The organism is Marinobacter guineae (assembly GCF_002744735.1).
Taxonomy (GTDB): domain Bacteria; phylum Pseudomonadota; class Gammaproteobacteria; order Pseudomonadales; family Oleiphilaceae; genus Marinobacter; species Marinobacter guineae.
Window position 1 is genome coordinate 1,341,641 of record NZ_KZ319339.1, and the last position, 13,160, is coordinate 1,354,800.

Consider the following 13,160-nt stretch of genomic DNA (forward strand, 5'->3'; position numbering starts at 1 on the left):
GGCCAGAACAGGTAAATACATGTCTCTCTCGGTAGGATTTCCCAGGTGTATGTGCACGGCCTGGTACGGCAAGGCTGCAGTATCGAGGTCAAGCAGGTCATGATGGTGGTCCTGTAGCGAGCGTTGGTCATGCTGGTGCATAGGCCAAGCTGCGCCAGCGGATACTGAATAACGCCCCGAGCGGCCGCCGGTGCTTGGGTAATGCGATAAAGGCCCTTAATAATTCAATCTAATAGTCAGATCCAGATTTTGCCCGTCGTACGAAAAGCTGGCGGCCTCGAATGAAGGCGCACTCATCCCAGCCTCTGCACCGCTTGAAAAACCATAACCTTCCGTGGGGACCCCCAAAAAGTTAGTGTTGAGTTTGCCATCCTTATTTTCATCATGGATGACCGCCAACGCATAGGTTCCTGGAGGAATATCCAGGAAGCTACAACGTGCCTTCGTATCTCGAATTTGCATCATCATTATATGGGTCGCGGAGTGCAGAAACTCAGCAGGGAAGCCCTCTGGCGATTCGAAAAGTGCGCAGGCCACAGTCCCGGTACTGTTTTCAATGTTCGGAATATTCACATAAATTCCTTGATACGATGGTTCGGCGAAGACGATGGCGGGAAGATTCGTAAACGCCAGCACGGCAAGCATCGCGGTGGAGGTCAATGCGGATTTCCGATTTTTTGACTTACTCATCAGTATCTTCATAGCTCTGATCTCCCAGGCTTAGGCCCCACTTTCGCTAGGGGAAGGCAACCATCTTTTGCTGGCTTTCGTCCCAAAGTTTGAGCCGGAAGCTATGCAGGCTCTGCCGCAAGGTCAAAGGCTCTTTGGCGCGCACAGCGGAAACCTCGTTGTAACACTCGGGCAAACGATAATTGGGAATTCGGGCATTCAGATGGTGGATATGGTGATACCCGATGTTCGCCGAAAACCAGCGCAAAATAGTCGGCAATTGATAGAAGGAGCTACCTTCCATGGCGGCCCGCAACGGATCCCAGTCACCTTTTCGGGCCCAGTAACCGCCTTCGAACTGATGCTGAACGTAGAACAGCCAGATGCCGCCCATACCCGCCAGCCACAGCACAGGCAGCTGAATCAGTAAATAAGTCTGCCAACCAATCGTTTGGGCGGCGATCAGGAATACACCAACGATAGCAAGATTCGTGAACACGACGCTCTTACGCTCTTTGCGCTGCACTTTCCGACTCGGCAGCCGGTTGCTGAGCAAGAAATTGAAAATGGCGCCGAAGCCCAGGAGCACCACCGGATTCCGGTAGAGCCTGTAAAGCCAACGCTTAAGCCTCGGCGACTGGTTGTATTCGCGTAGGGTGAGCGTCCAGATATCACCAAAGCCTCGGGTATCGAGATTGGCGTAGCTGACGTGGTGACGAAGGTGGCTGAGGCGCCAGTCGTCGAATGGCGTAAAGACGAGGATCCCCAACAGGCGCCCTACCCAGGTGTTGGCACGCGTTGATGGCAGGAACGACCCATGAACACAATCGTGGAACAAAATGAAAAGGCGAACCAAAAACGCGGCCGCCACCACCGAGAGTGCCAGTGTCCACAAATAGGAAAAATCGTGCCGAATAGAGAGGATCATCAAGCACCACAAGCCGGCGTAAGGAACCAGTGTATTGATAAGCTGCCAAATCGCCTTGCCAAGGCTGGGGGTGCGGAACTGTTGCAGCGCCGGACGCGCATCCGGCCATGGGGAATTGGCTTGCATGTCGCCTCCATTCGATTTTTCACGGTACTCAGGCCATTGAGACCCTTTGCGCTCAGCGCAAGCAAACGCCGATCAAAATGCGTTTAATCCTTAAACTTCAGTTTTGACTACTTATTAACCATGTTATGACCTTTGAACCCGTCAGACAATCGCGCCTTCAGGGTCTCAGGCCGCAAGAGTGCCGTACTCAACACCAGAACAAACGCTGCCAGCACAAACACCTTGTTCACAAACCAGTTCGTGCGCCAGATGGACCACTCCGGCTCCGCCAGGAACCAGATGAAGAGCGTGGTGATGATCAGGATTTCAACCACAGACATGCCAATGGCCAGCATGCGCGTATACCATGGTCTCGCCAACAACGCCCAGGCCAGCCAGAGGTGCGCAACCGGCCACAGGTCCCAGTAGATATAGGTTGCCCAGCCCTCATTGCTGGCCAGCGCAAAGCCGATCGGGAACAGGTATTTGATAAAGAGGGTCCAGGCCACGAGGATCACGAACAGATGCGCGAGAAAGCTGGTCCAGGGGCTCCGAGCATTTTCACTGGTCGATGTCATTACGGCGCTCCTGTCGGTGAGTTCATCTGCGAGAAGATCACTTTTAACCATCAGAGTCACCCCAACCCTAGATAGGAAATTCACGCACTGGCATATTTTGGCAATGCAATTCCGACAGGATCACACTCATGGCGACGAGAAACATCGTACTCACGGACCATCAAACCAAGGTGGTCGATCACTGGGTTACCTCGGGTCGTTATCGAAATGCGAGCGAGGTATTTCGAGCCGGTCTTCGAATGTTCGAGGAAGCCGAGTCCCGCTATCTATTCATACACCGGTGAACTAAATTTGTCTCATCACGGTTCCACCTATGGCGGAGTTGCGTATGCGCATCGAGCGAATGGCGGTATACACGGCGAATCTGCAATATACCGGAAAAGCCTATGCCTTTGCCGGCGGCCGCTCCCATCAGGGATTCGAGACGACGGTTGTTGCCCTCTCAACAGACACGGGACTGGAGGGCTATGGTGAGGTGTGCCCCTGCGGTCTCAACTACATGGCGGCTTTTGCCGAGGGCCTTCCTTCCTGCCTATCACTACTGGCACCTGAGGTACTTGGCCAGGACCCCCGGCAAGTGTCGGTGATTCAGGAGCGTATGAATCAGGCGCTCACCGGCCAGGCTGTAGCCAAGGCGGCCATCGATATTGCCTGCTGGGATCTCCTGGGCAAGGCGTGTGGGCTTCCTGTCTACACACTGCTTGGTGGGCTTCAGTCGCCATCCATGCCCTTGCACCGGATTGTTCCACTGGCCGAACCAGGGGAAATGGAAGAGTCTCTTCGTCGTTATCGTGCCGAAGGTTTTCGGCACATTCAGATCAAACTGGGCCATGAGGTGGAAGAGGACATTGATCTGGTTCGCAGGCTTGGCAAACTCAAGCAGCCTGATGAGCTCTGGATTGGCGATATCAATGGTGCGTGGCGGCGGGATCAGGCACTGCGATTCTCAAGGGCCATCGAGGATGTGGATATTTACCTTGAGCAACCCTGCCGCAGTTACGAAGAGTGCCTATCTGTCAGGCGGCACGCCAGGCACCTGGTCAAACTGGATGAAGCTTTTAACACTTTGAACGAGTTGCAGCGTGGACTAAGAGACGATGCCATGGATGCCATTGCGTTGAAAGTCAGCAAGTTCGGTGGGCTGACACCATCCCGGATCATTCGGGATGTGTGTGCAGACGCCGGCATACCCATGACCATTGAAGACGCTTGGGGTAGTGGCATCGCGACGGCTGCCTATGCACACCTCGCCGCCAGCACATCCCCCAGAGCCTTGCTGAATACCACTGACTTGCACAACTACAACACAGTGCAGCTTGCCACGGGTGCCCCGGAAGTGGCGGACGGCCGAATGTGGCTCAGTGATCGACCCGGGCTCGGCGTTGTACCAGACTTTACCTTACTTTCCTTGCGGGATGTCTACGAGTAAGACTGGGAAATAAGTCTGTCCCGGTTACGCTGACACGTTATTTGATTATCACACTCGCGTGCATTCCTGCTTCATAATGGCCAGGGAGTTCGCACGTGATTTCAACAGGCCCTTCCGTCGTCTGGACCGGCACGATGAACCATTCGACGGTTTTTCCGGGCCCGACTTCCACTTCGGTGATTGTGCCTTTGACCTCTACGATCAAGTTGCCTTCAGCGTCGGAGGCCTCGATCTTTCGCGTGAAAATCCGTTCACCCATTTCGTTGAGCGCCAATTCGTGCTTGATTTCATCGACATTGGTTAACACGAGCCTGTAAGCCTGTCCGGTCACGAACTCGTAGCTGTCGGGCTTCAAATACATCCCGTCGCTGCTGCTGCCCATTTCGATGCCAACGTCAATCACATTTGCTCGGCTCAGGTCGCCATCGGCAAGCGCATGACCAGTGGCTGCAAGCATCGTCGTCATAGCGACGACGGCTAGGATCGGTTTCATATGATTTTCCCTATCAGTTTTTCGTCGAATGGTCAACATCGTCCATCTCGACCCTGATGTCAATTGCCATTTATTTGGACCCACCTTTCATCGTCTGGCTTGTAGATAGATTTGTCCCGGTTTTCTTAGCGGTTCGCACGGGAGAACCAACTATAGTTATACCTATATTTTCAGCCCTCAAAGGAGCTTCAAAAATGAAGCCAGAATTCCCCGGATTATCGCCATTGTTGCTCCAGACAGACCAACCGGTTCCCCCGGACTGGGACTTCGAATCCGGTTCAGGTGTGGTCCTCCTGATTCCCGACGCTGACCGGAAAGCTATAGACCAGACGCCCTGGTCCGACATTCTCGAAAGTCGCCTATCAGCCTATCCAAAAACCGCCAATCCGGTGTTTATCTCCATGCCCGGGGGTGAGAGGGCGGTGGTTGTGTTCGTGGCGGATCAACTTCAGACATTTAAGGCGCTGACTCTGGCGCGCAAAGTTATTGGGCCGCTGATAGCAGACCGGCTGGAAGAGATAAATGTTCTTTGCCTGCTTGATGATGAGGTGGCCGCAGGTGCGATGGCTGAGGCCCTCCTGGCTGCAGCCCATGCAGCGCTTTTCCAGTTGCCGAAGATTACGGGCAAAGCCTCCGAGCCAAATAACCTCAAAGCCATGCGCTATTTCGGGAACCTTGGTAACGCTGACTTCGGGTACGCTGAAGCAACGGCTGAGGGCAATAACCTGGCTCGTTGGTTAACCCATTTGCCGGGCAATTACCTCACACCGGGTATTTATCGGGATTTCGCCGAATCGCTTGCCCGCCAGGAGGGCTGGAAAACGGAGTTCTATGACCGGGATAAACTGGAAGAGCTGGGCGCCGGTGCCTTTCTTTCGGTTGTCGAAGCCAGCCCTGTCAGGGATGCAGGCATACTTCACATGGAATACCGCCCGCCGGGGGCTGAAGGGAAGCCTCTCGCACTGGTCGGTAAAGGCATCTGTTTTGATACTGGTGGCAGCAACCTGAAAGTGGGCAGCAGTATGCTGGGCATGCACGGCGATATGCAGGGCAGTGCAGTGGCGCTGGGTGCCTTCCTGGCCATAACCCGTATGAAGTTTGATCAGCCGGTGGATTGCTGGCTGGCATTGGCGGAAAATCATATCGGTTCGCGGGCAGTCAAGTGTAACGATGTCATTACCGCCCTGGACGGAACCACAATCGAGCTTATCAATACCGATGCCGAGGGTCGAATGGTGCTGTCGGATACCCTGGCGCTGGTATCCCGGGGAAAACCACGCGCGATCATTGATTACGCGACCCTGACGGGTGCTGTCGTCTCTGCTTTGGGACAACGAATGGCAGGGGCGATAACCAACCGCCGTGACTGGGTCGAGCCTCTCATTCAGGCGGGTGAGCGTTGCGGTGAGCGGGTCTGGCCGTTTCCCTATGAAGACGATTACGACGAAGATCTGGAATCGCAAGTTGCCGATACCCAGCAATGCAGGACCAAAGGGCCGGGTGACCACATATACGCAGCACGTTTACTTGGCCGTTTCGTCGCCAAAGACATCGGCTGGGTTCACGTCGATATGGCATCTTCTGGCACCCATCCGGGCGGGCTGGCACAGATACCGACTGACTTGCAGGGTTTTGGTGTGCGCTTTGGCGTGGAATGGCTTAAGAAGGTGGCCAATGAGTAGTTGTCGGGGTGCCTCTGGCTGGGCTGTAATAAACGTTGATTAGTCTGGGGGCTGGGAGTAAATTCGATTCAACCAAAACCTGCCAAAGATAGGCAATGCAGCGTCACGGCGCATTTTGCCCTCGAAGGGCACGCTCACAGGGAATGATGATAATGAGCAAGAAAGATACTTACGTTAAAAAACTTCAGGCCAAGCTCGACGAATGGAATGCCGAGATTGACAAGCTGAAAGCCAAAGCCGATTTCAAAGAGGCGGATGCCCAGCAGGAATATTACAAGCAGATCGACGAACTGAAATCGATGAAAGACGATGTCAGCAAGAAACTCGATGAAATAAATGAAGCTGGCGACGATGCCTGGGAAGATCTTAAAGCGGGCCTTGATAGCGCCTGGGATTCGGTAAGCAGCGCGTTCAGCTCTGCAACCTCTCGCTTCAAATAAGCCTCCTGCTAAATGCAGCTTGAAAACAGCCGGCGCAGACATGTGCCGGTTCTCCCAACGAATCAAACCGGCAGTTCAATAATCTCACCAACCACACCGGCTCCGCCAGGAACCAGATGAACAGAGTGGTGATGATCAGGATCTCAACCACAGACATGCCAATGGCCAGCATGCGCGTATACCACGGCCTCGCCAATAACGTCCAGGCCAGCCAGAGGTGCGCGAGAAAGCTGGCCCAGGGGCTCCGAACATTTTCACTGGGCGATGTCATTATGGCGCTCCTGTCGGCGAGTTCATCCGAAACGGTTATCACCGAGTGGGACAATATGGTTGGGGACTCGTGCCCTCTTCCTTGCAACACCCAAGCAAGTCCAGAATTGAGCGTCCCGCCCGACACATCTTTCGCTGCTATTTCCGCTACTATCAAGGTAAGTCGGTGCTGGAGACACAGCCGCTATGGGACTGTCGATAAAACAATCGGAATTTACGACGGAAGAATTTGACCGTTTTGCTGCCAAGGTGCGAACGGATCTTACCGCACTCACCCGCCTTCTGGACCGGCCCGGCTTTGGTGAGGGAGAATCTTCCATCGGTGCCGAGGTCGAGTTCTACATCGTAAACCCGGACCTCCGCGTTCAGCCGATCAACACAGAAATAGCCGCCAGCGTTCAGGATCCACAACTGACAGTTGAGCTCAACCGCTTCAATCTTGAATACAACCTCAGCCCCCAGGCTTTCAAGGGAGCCCCCTTTGCCAGAACCGAGCAGGAACTGCTCGGGGCCATGCAGCGAATCAACCAACACGCCGCACCATTGAATGGCGAACTGGTCCCCATCGGCATTCTGCCCACTTTGCGCCAGTCCGATATGGGCGCCAAGGTGATGACAGACGAACCCCGCTACCATCTGCTATCCAACGCATTGATCCAGCAACGGGGGGAGCCATTCAGCATCCGTATCGGTGGCAATGACGTCATCGACCTGGAAGCGGACGACGTCACCATGGAAGGGGCGACCACCTCTTTCCAACTGCACTGGCGCGTTCCTGCCCAACGCTTTGCAGACTATTTCAACGCAGTGCAGCTGGTGACCCCCATTGCGCTGGCTCTGGCCAGCAATTCGCCCAGCCTGTTCGGCCACCACCTCTGGGACGAAACCCGTATCGCCCTGTTCAAACAATCCGTCGACAGCAGGTCGCCCAACCACAGAACCTGGAAACACCCGCCACGGGTCTATTACGGCAACGGCTGGGCACGCAGCGCCTGGGAGCTATTTGCAGCTTCGGCATCCTTGTATCCCCCCATCATTCCATTGATGTCGGAAGAAGATCCGATGGCTGTTATTGATCGGGGAGACGTACCGGAACTGACCGAACTGCGATTGCACCATGGGACTACGTGGCCCTGGAACCGGGCCATTTTTGATCACAAAGAAGGCGGCCATCTGCGCATCGAGATTCGTTCCATGCCGGCCGGGCCAACGGCCGTGGATATGTGCGCCAACGGGCTGTTCGTAATCGGAGCAGCGTTGGCGGTACTCGAGGATATCCGTCACCTGACGTCGATACTTCCCTTTCATTACACCGAACACAATTTCTATCGTGCCGCCAAATACGGCATCGGTGCAGACATTATCTGGCCGCACAAAGACCAGGTACAGTTACAGGATACCCCCCTGTTGAACGTTGCCCGTGACCTGCTGCCGCGCGCCCGGGAAGCCTTGCAACGAACCGCTGTGAACGAGGCGGAGATCCACCGCCTGCTCGGAATCATCGAAGGCCGCATTCAAACCAGGATGACGGGCGCCCGATGGCAGCGCCAGATCACCGAGTCTTTTTTCAGGACCCAGACTACCGACGAGGCGTTCAAGAGTATGCTGTTTCTTTACATGGGTAATCAGAAGACAAACACACCGCTGCACGAATGGACCTTGTCACCATGAGCCGCTCGAACACCCTTGATTATCTCAACAACCCGTCACCCCAGACCCTGGGCCGCTCGCCCCTGGAGTGGCTGAACCGGCTGCAACGGCCCACGGTGGTTCGCGTTGCTGGCCGCGATCCTTCCAGGACCCGGGCCATGGCAACGCTGCTTCACGGCAACGAACCCTCAGGGCTGTTCGCGATTCACCGATGGCTACTGGAGCAGCGCACCCCGGAGGTCAACCTGCTGTTCCTTCTGGGAGGCGTCCATCCCGCGAAAATCCCGCCCATATTGTCGCTGCGCCAACGGCCAGACGGACGTGATCTGAACCGGTGCTTCAAAGAACCGTTTGAAGGAGAGGAAGGCGTAATTGCCAAGGCCATGCTGGCCGAGCTTCAGACAGCCAACCCCGAGTGCCTGCTGGACGTGCACAACACCTCAGGCACGGGCCCTGCCTTCGCGGTGACCATCACCAACGACGCTGCCCATCAAGCGCTGGCGTCGCTCTTTACCGACCGGCTGATCATGACGGATCTTCGCCTGGGTGCACTGATGGAATATTCCGAGCAGGAGGTTCCCACGGTGACCATCGAGTGTGGCGGGTCTCAGGATGATCACGCACACGAACTGGCGTACGAAGGGCTTGTTCGGTATGCCTCACAGACAGACGTGCTATCGCTGGAAAAAGCGGAATGGAACGTTGCTGTACTGCGCAATCCGATTCGAGTGGAGTTGGCGCCCGATGCGACTATAGAGTACAGGTTAACGCCCAGTGGACAGGCGGACCTCACGTTTCCGCCCGACATCGAACACCGCAATTTCGGGATTGTGTCGCCGGATGAGCCTCTCGGATGGGTTGGGCAAAAAGGCCTGGACGTTCTCACGGCGATCAGCCACAACCGGACCGAGAACATGGAACAAGTGCTTCAAATCAGGGATGGGCGAATCTACCCTGCCCAGGCCCTCAAGGCCTTCATGATCACTACCAACCCGGTGATTGCGAAGAGCGATTGCCTGTTCTATGCCGTCAAAGCAACGGGCGATCCCATTTTTTAAACCGTAGCGAGCCGCTTTTCATCGTAACCGAAGGGAATGCTCAACGGGCGTGAACATACCGATTCGCTCCGCGCTTGGAACGGTTAAGTTCGAGTCCCGACTAAATGCAGAGATGCTTGGCTCTCAGAGCTTAATTTCACTGGCCCTTCAAATCCCGATAAACCCAGATTCAGAAAAACCGATAAAGGTTTCTGCGTTGTCTGCTACCAGATAAGCGGCTGCAAAGACTTCGACAAATCAAAGCCCAACTGCTGACGAAAACTCATCGCCTCCGGGGCCACAAGCAACCACCCCAGAGCACCAAGATTGGACAAGACCGCCAGCCAGAAAACAAACTGATAGCTGCCTTTCCGCGTCTTATGTCGAAAAGCTTGCTGGGCCACCAGTGCACCGGGCCAGCCACAACACAGCTCGAAAAGGTGCAGCGTGTTCTCCGCGATGCGTTGGGCACCCCGCTGCGCCGCCTGCTTATCTATCCAGTACATCATGAACGACACCAGACTCACCCCGCCGTAGGCAGCCAGAACCGAAACCGGCAGATAACCTTGATGGAGCAGGCCAGCCAGAGTGGTGAAAAACAACAGCACCACAGCAAACGCCACCCAAAACCCCGGGGCCATGCTGGCGCCAACCTTTGCCGCTCCAGCGTATTGAAAGCGCCCTGCCCTTAGCCGGCCCTGAGCATCCTTCGCAATGCTGTATGTCACCTTGCGATTGGAAACCGGCCGGCCCCGGCCGGCATAACTGCTGATATGAGCAAAGACCCGTTCACCACCGCCCTCCGGCGTAATAAAACCAAACCCCTTGGCATCATTCCATGCGGTGAGTAACCCTTTCTGATTCAATGCACTTCTCCTTGCAGAACGTTATACCGAGCACACGCCTTATCCCTGTCTCTAAAAAGGCGCGGATGAGCGCCACCGAAGATCCAGCCCCTCATGTTTTTCGTCTCGACAACGAAGACGCCAAACTCCGAAACCGGAACATGGTCGATCTGGGTGGTGCCATCTTCCGTGGGCAGGGTAACGTTCTTGATGAGGCGGTAGCGGGATTTATCCAGAAACCATCGTGCAGAGAGGTTCACCAGAAATTCACCGAACTTGCCTTTGAACCAGGGCGACTTGATCAGGCCAGTCATGATGGCAAGAGGTAACAGATACCAGAGTGCAGCAATAAGCGGCTGGAAGACCGGGTTCAAATCCATTTCTCAGACATCCTTGTTTTGCGTCCTTCAAACAATCCGCCCCACCGTGATCGGCAGAGTAAAACGCCGGGGGCCGGCGCCACCTCACCGGCATGAAGGATCAGATCCGAGCCTTTCAAAGCCTCCAGGGCTTCGGGACGCATCTTGCTGTGGGTGTCTGCGATCACTCCGATTTGCATGCTTACGCCCCTTCTAATCCCACAGTGACGGTCGCGGTTTTCAAAGCTCCCAGCCTTGTTCAAGCCGCGCGATCAGATCCGTTATCCTCACCAGCCTGTAAAGTCCAGGTCATACCCAAAGCGCGCCCAGCTTTGACAAGCGTTGTGATGGTTACACCGGTATCCTTCTCGTCTAGAAGGCGGTTAACCACCGTCCGGCTGGTATGCATTTTCTGGGCAAGCTGGGACTTGTTTACGCCGGTGTGCCCCATCGCCTGCTGAATCTGCCAGACAATTACCCGCTTCAGCGCCTCAGCTTCTACTTGCTCAAGCGTACCATCGGATTCGAGCAGATCATCGAGAGAGCTGCCAACGTGCTTATGCTGTGTCATCTTCTTGCTCCCATTCAGACAAGATTCTTCTTTCGACCTCTCGCCTTCGCCAACTCTTGATCCGGTGTTTTCTGAGTCTTTTTGATAAAGCCGCTCAGCAACACCATATCGCCGCGAAACATCGTGAATATGACTCGTGCAATCCGACCGTTCGAGAGATCACTGCGGACCTCCCACAAGTCGGAGTTAGCCTTCCCAGAGAAGCCCCTTACCAGGGGCATGCCCAGTGGCCAACCATATTCCACCGTCTTCAGGTCAGTTCCGATCACTGAACGATCCTCCTTATCCAGCTTCAGCAACCACTCTTTGACCGGCTCTCGACCATTGGCTGTTCTGTAAAATACGACGTTAACCGTTTTCCTTGTCATACAACCCCTTCCTTGGCGCAAACCAAGTGTACCTAAATAGGTACATCTATGCCAGCTTTCTACTAATCCATTTTTCGAAAACCGGCGAAAACCGGGACAGATCGATTTTTTAGATCTTGTAGCGTCCTTCCCAGAGGGAACCACTGCGTTTTTCGAGGGCATTCACAAAACGGGTCTGTCGACCAGCTTAATAACCCGCTCCAGCATCGGGTCTTTGCCTTCCTCGCGCCCTTTTCGGCCAAGGTACTTGAGACGGATGTGTGGCGGGATGCCGACATCTTCGTATATCTCACCGTTGTAGGCCCGGTAGATTTCATTGGACAAGGTCAGGTGCCAGCCATTTGGCAGATGGCGCTCGAGCGTGTCGGAAAGGATGCCATGGGTAGGCTCGCCAATAAGAGTGAGACGGGGATGCTGCAGCAATGAGAGCACGAAGATTTCTGCCGCACTGGCCGTTAGCTCGCTGGTCAGCACAAACAGGTTGCCCTGGTAAGTCTCATTGACAGGCGTGATATGGACAGACTGCTTTCCGGTGAATCCATTGCCATGACGGGCTGACTTGGTGAAAGCCACCCGTTTGCGATCCATCAGGTACGCTGAAAAGCGCAGTGCGACACCATCGTACCCCCCACCATTATTGCGAAGATCGACCACCAGATTGGGGAGCTCGCCAACATCTGCCAGCACTCTCTTCATCACACTATCGACCGCACTGAGATCCGCAGCCGGTTTGCCTGACTTACCGCTTTGCCCGGCCATGGCCCGGATGTTCAGGTAACCGATGAGGTCATTAAGGCGCCCCCACTCCACCAGCCGGTTGCCACCATGGCTAACGGCGCTTGCGAGATAATCCTCATGGATCACGTCACGCGCCGACTCTTTGAGATCGCCCAGGTAGCTGGTGAGCCCCCGGTCATCATTGGCGTCTTCAAGTTCCTGTGTCAGCCGCCTGAAGAGCGCCGGCTGGGCACCTGCGCTGTAATGACCCCAGGGTGAATGCAGACGAATATGGCCATCCTTCAGGGGCCGTAGCATCGCAACCATGATGGCAAAGAGCGTTTCCTGTGATGTGTTCGCGTTAATCTGGGGAAGATAGTCATGATGCGCCCGGTCCCAGGCCACACCCTTGAGTTCAAACAGGGCGTAGTGCTCGTGAAAGGTTCGCCAGAAAACGTCAAAGTTGTATTGCGGATCCTTTGCCCTGTGCCTGTGACTTTCAGTGACAGTGGCGGGCAATCCCTTCAGGCGACGGAAGCTGATACGTGCTACGCCAGTTACCCGATGGGCACTGAACGCCTGGCCACCAGGGGATACCGCCAAATCTTCGTAATAGTGACCGAGTTCGTCAATACTGCCCGCATGAATCTTCAGGCAGCTGATGCTGGTTTCTTCAAAAAGGGTGTACCAATCTTCCTCGATCAGCAACACAGTGCCGTAACCCTGGGAACGCCAAACACCCTGCAGGCGCGCAAAATCAGGGCTGGAAAGAGAACTGCCGCGGCGTTGGGCGGTTTTCATAGAGGACTCCAGGTCCATTTCTGTTGTTTTCAGACGTCAGGCTACAGTCCCGGGGTACCGGATGTTCAGGCTTTTATCAGGGTAGACCTCGCTGGCATCCAGCTTGCGGTAATCCGCCCGAACCTCCTCCAGAAAAAGTTGAATAAAATTACCGCGAAAGGGCAGGCCCCAGTAATAGAGTTCGTAGTCCTGCATTGCGACTCTCCCACTCTGACAGT

The 13,160-nt window shown here is 55.0% G+C and carries 16 protein-coding genes and 2 pseudogenes; 6 read left to right on the forward strand and 12 right to left on the reverse strand.

The genetic code is table 11. From position 1 onward, the window contains the following. Positions 1-216: 216 nt before the first annotated feature. The 3 genes from CLH62_RS06245 to CLH62_RS06255 form a co-directional block, all read right to left on the reverse strand. Complete coding sequence (locus tag CLH62_RS06245) at positions 217-702, reverse strand: DUF2141 domain-containing protein (protein WP_099617239.1); 486 nt, start codon at positions 700-702, stop codon at positions 217-219. Positions 703-736: 34 nt separating this feature from the next. Beyond that, on the reverse strand, positions 737-1,723 hold the full coding sequence (locus CLH62_RS06250) for a fatty acid desaturase (protein WP_099617240.1): 987 nt from the start codon (positions 1,721-1,723) through the stop codon (positions 737-739). A 107-nt stretch (positions 1,724-1,830) separates the two neighbouring features. Continuing rightward, complete coding sequence (locus CLH62_RS06255) at positions 1,831-2,280, reverse strand: hypothetical protein (RefSeq protein WP_099617241.1); 450 nt, start codon at positions 2,278-2,280, stop codon at positions 1,831-1,833. A gap of 128 nt (positions 2,281-2,408) precedes the next feature. Here CLH62_RS06255 and CLH62_RS06260 point away from each other — a divergent pair. Further along, a pseudogene (locus CLH62_RS06260) lies at positions 2,409-2,531 on the forward strand (type II toxin-antitoxin system ParD family antitoxin); the annotation flags it as partial. Positions 2,532-2,608: 77 nt separating this feature from the next. Continuing rightward, positions 2,609-3,709: a mandelate racemase/muconate lactonizing enzyme family protein gene (locus CLH62_RS06265; RefSeq protein ID WP_099617243.1), complete on the forward strand. Its 1,101-nt coding sequence runs from the start codon at positions 2,609-2,611 to the stop codon at positions 3,707-3,709. A gap of 37 nt (positions 3,710-3,746) precedes the next feature. Here the strand turns inward: CLH62_RS06265 and CLH62_RS06270 are convergent, their stop codons facing one another. Beyond that, positions 3,747-4,202, reverse strand: a complete 456-nt coding sequence (locus CLH62_RS06270; protein WP_099617244.1) for a cupredoxin domain-containing protein — start codon at positions 4,200-4,202, stop codon at positions 3,747-3,749. A gap of 194 nt (positions 4,203-4,396) precedes the next feature. On the opposite strand from CLH62_RS06270, the gene CLH62_RS06275 reads away from it, so the two are divergent. Together CLH62_RS06275 and CLH62_RS06280 are read left to right on the forward strand one after the other, a co-directional pair. Continuing rightward, the gene (locus CLH62_RS06275; protein WP_170005758.1) at positions 4,397-5,884 is read left to right on the forward strand and encodes a M17 family metallopeptidase; all 1,488 of its coding nucleotides are present in this window, start codon (positions 4,397-4,399) and stop codon (positions 5,882-5,884) included. Positions 5,885-6,036: 152 nt separating this feature from the next. Beyond that, positions 6,037-6,324, forward strand: a complete 288-nt coding sequence (locus tag CLH62_RS06280) for a sll1863 family stress response protein (RefSeq protein WP_099617246.1) — start codon at positions 6,037-6,039, stop codon at positions 6,322-6,324. Here the strand turns inward: CLH62_RS06280 and CLH62_RS06285 are convergent. Continuing rightward, positions 6,317-6,595, reverse strand: a complete 279-nt coding sequence (locus CLH62_RS06285; RefSeq protein ID WP_099617247.1) for a hypothetical protein — start codon at positions 6,593-6,595, stop codon at positions 6,317-6,319. The genes CLH62_RS06280 and CLH62_RS06285 overlap by 8 nt on opposite strands. A 185-nt stretch (positions 6,596-6,780) precedes the next feature. Between CLH62_RS06285 and CLH62_RS06290 the strand changes: the two genes are divergently transcribed. Together CLH62_RS06290 and CLH62_RS06295 are read left to right on the forward strand one after the other, a co-directional pair. Next, positions 6,781-8,265, forward strand: a complete 1,485-nt coding sequence (locus CLH62_RS06290) for a glutamate-cysteine ligase family protein (RefSeq protein ID WP_099617248.1) — start codon at positions 6,781-6,783, stop codon at positions 8,263-8,265. Further along, a complete protein-coding gene (locus CLH62_RS06295) occupies positions 8,262-9,302 on the forward strand; it encodes a M14 family metallopeptidase (RefSeq protein WP_228152780.1) in 1,041 nt (346 codons plus the stop codon). The genes CLH62_RS06290 and CLH62_RS06295 overlap by 4 nt, the downstream gene beginning before the upstream one ends. A gap of 203 nt (positions 9,303-9,505) precedes the next feature. Here the strand turns inward: CLH62_RS06295 and CLH62_RS06300 are convergent, their stop codons facing one another. The 7 genes and pseudogenes from CLH62_RS06300 to CLH62_RS21080 form a co-directional block, all read right to left on the reverse strand. Next, positions 9,506-10,147, reverse strand: coding sequence for a DUF1294 domain-containing protein (locus tag CLH62_RS06300; protein WP_099617250.1), 642 nt, complete (start codon positions 10,145-10,147; stop codon positions 9,506-9,508). After that, positions 10,144-10,506, reverse strand: coding sequence for a nuclease-related domain-containing protein (locus CLH62_RS06305; RefSeq protein WP_265734799.1), 363 nt, complete (start codon positions 10,504-10,506; stop codon positions 10,144-10,146). The genes CLH62_RS06300 and CLH62_RS06305 overlap by 4 nt, the downstream gene beginning before the upstream one ends. Before the next feature lie 80 nt (positions 10,507-10,586). Continuing rightward, positions 10,587-10,685 (reverse strand): annotated as a pseudogene (locus CLH62_RS21355) (metallophosphoesterase family protein); the annotation flags it as partial. Between the two features lie 59 nt (positions 10,686-10,744). Next, on the reverse strand, positions 10,745-11,056 hold the full coding sequence (locus CLH62_RS06315) for a helix-turn-helix domain-containing protein (protein WP_099617251.1): 312 nt from the start codon (positions 11,054-11,056) through the stop codon (positions 10,745-10,747). Positions 11,057-11,070: 14 nt separating this feature from the next. Next, positions 11,071-11,424, reverse strand: coding sequence for a type II toxin-antitoxin system RelE/ParE family toxin (locus CLH62_RS06320; protein ID WP_099617252.1), 354 nt, complete (start codon positions 11,422-11,424; stop codon positions 11,071-11,073). 162 nt (positions 11,425-11,586) lie between these two features. Further along, positions 11,587-12,942 carry a S41 family peptidase gene (locus tag CLH62_RS06330; RefSeq protein ID WP_170005759.1) on the reverse strand — a complete coding sequence of 452 codons (1,356 nt, stop codon included), beginning with the start codon at positions 12,940-12,942 and terminating at the stop codon, positions 11,587-11,589. 36 nt (positions 12,943-12,978) lie between these two features. Further along, positions 12,979-13,137 carry a hypothetical protein gene (locus CLH62_RS21080; protein WP_170005760.1) on the reverse strand — a complete coding sequence of 53 codons (159 nt, stop codon included), beginning with the start codon at positions 13,135-13,137 and terminating at the stop codon, positions 12,979-12,981. Positions 13,138-13,160: the final 23 nt, after the last annotated feature.

Bases quoted from the DNA above. Each gene is read 5' to 3' on its own strand.
- CLH62_RS06245 (WP_099617239.1), bottom strand. From the start codon at position 702: ATGAAGATACTGATGAGTAAGTCAAAAAATCGGAAATCCGCATTGACC.
- CLH62_RS06250 (WP_099617240.1), bottom strand. From the start codon at position 1,723: ATGCAAGCCAATTCCCCATGGCCGGATGCGCGTCCGGCGCTGCAACAG.
- CLH62_RS06255 (WP_099617241.1), bottom strand. From the start codon at position 2,280: ATGACATCGACCAGTGAAAATGCTCGGAGCCCCTGGACCAGCTTTCTC.
- CLH62_RS06265 (WP_099617243.1), top strand. From the start codon at position 2,609: ATGCGCATCGAGCGAATGGCGGTATACACGGCGAATCTGCAATATACC.
- CLH62_RS06270 (WP_099617244.1), bottom strand. From the start codon at position 4,202: ATGAAACCGATCCTAGCCGTCGTCGCTATGACGACGATGCTTGCAGCC.
- CLH62_RS06275 (WP_170005758.1), top strand. From the start codon at position 4,397: ATGAAGCCAGAATTCCCCGGATTATCGCCATTGTTGCTCCAGACAGAC.
- CLH62_RS06280 (WP_099617246.1), top strand. From the start codon at position 6,037: ATGAGCAAGAAAGATACTTACGTTAAAAAACTTCAGGCCAAGCTCGAC.
- CLH62_RS06285 (WP_099617247.1), bottom strand. From the start codon at position 6,595: ATGACATCGCCCAGTGAAAATGTTCGGAGCCCCTGGGCCAGCTTTCTC.
- CLH62_RS06290 (WP_099617248.1), top strand. From the start codon at position 6,781: ATGGGACTGTCGATAAAACAATCGGAATTTACGACGGAAGAATTTGAC.
- CLH62_RS06295 (WP_228152780.1), top strand. From the start codon at position 8,262: ATGAGCCGCTCGAACACCCTTGATTATCTCAACAACCCGTCACCCCAG.
- CLH62_RS06305 (WP_265734799.1), bottom strand. From the start codon at position 10,506: ATGGATTTGAACCCGGTCTTCCAGCCGCTTATTGCTGCACTCTGGTAT.
- CLH62_RS06315 (WP_099617251.1), bottom strand. From the start codon at position 11,056: ATGACACAGCATAAGCACGTTGGCAGCTCTCTCGATGATCTGCTCGAA.
- CLH62_RS06320 (WP_099617252.1), bottom strand. From the start codon at position 11,424: ATGACAAGGAAAACGGTTAACGTCGTATTTTACAGAACAGCCAATGGT.
- CLH62_RS06330 (WP_170005759.1), bottom strand. From the start codon at position 12,942: ATGAAAACCGCCCAACGCCGCGGCAGTTCTCTTTCCAGCCCTGATTTT.
- CLH62_RS21080 (WP_170005760.1), bottom strand. From the start codon at position 13,137: ATGCAGGACTACGAACTCTATTACTGGGGCCTGCCCTTTCGCGGTAAT.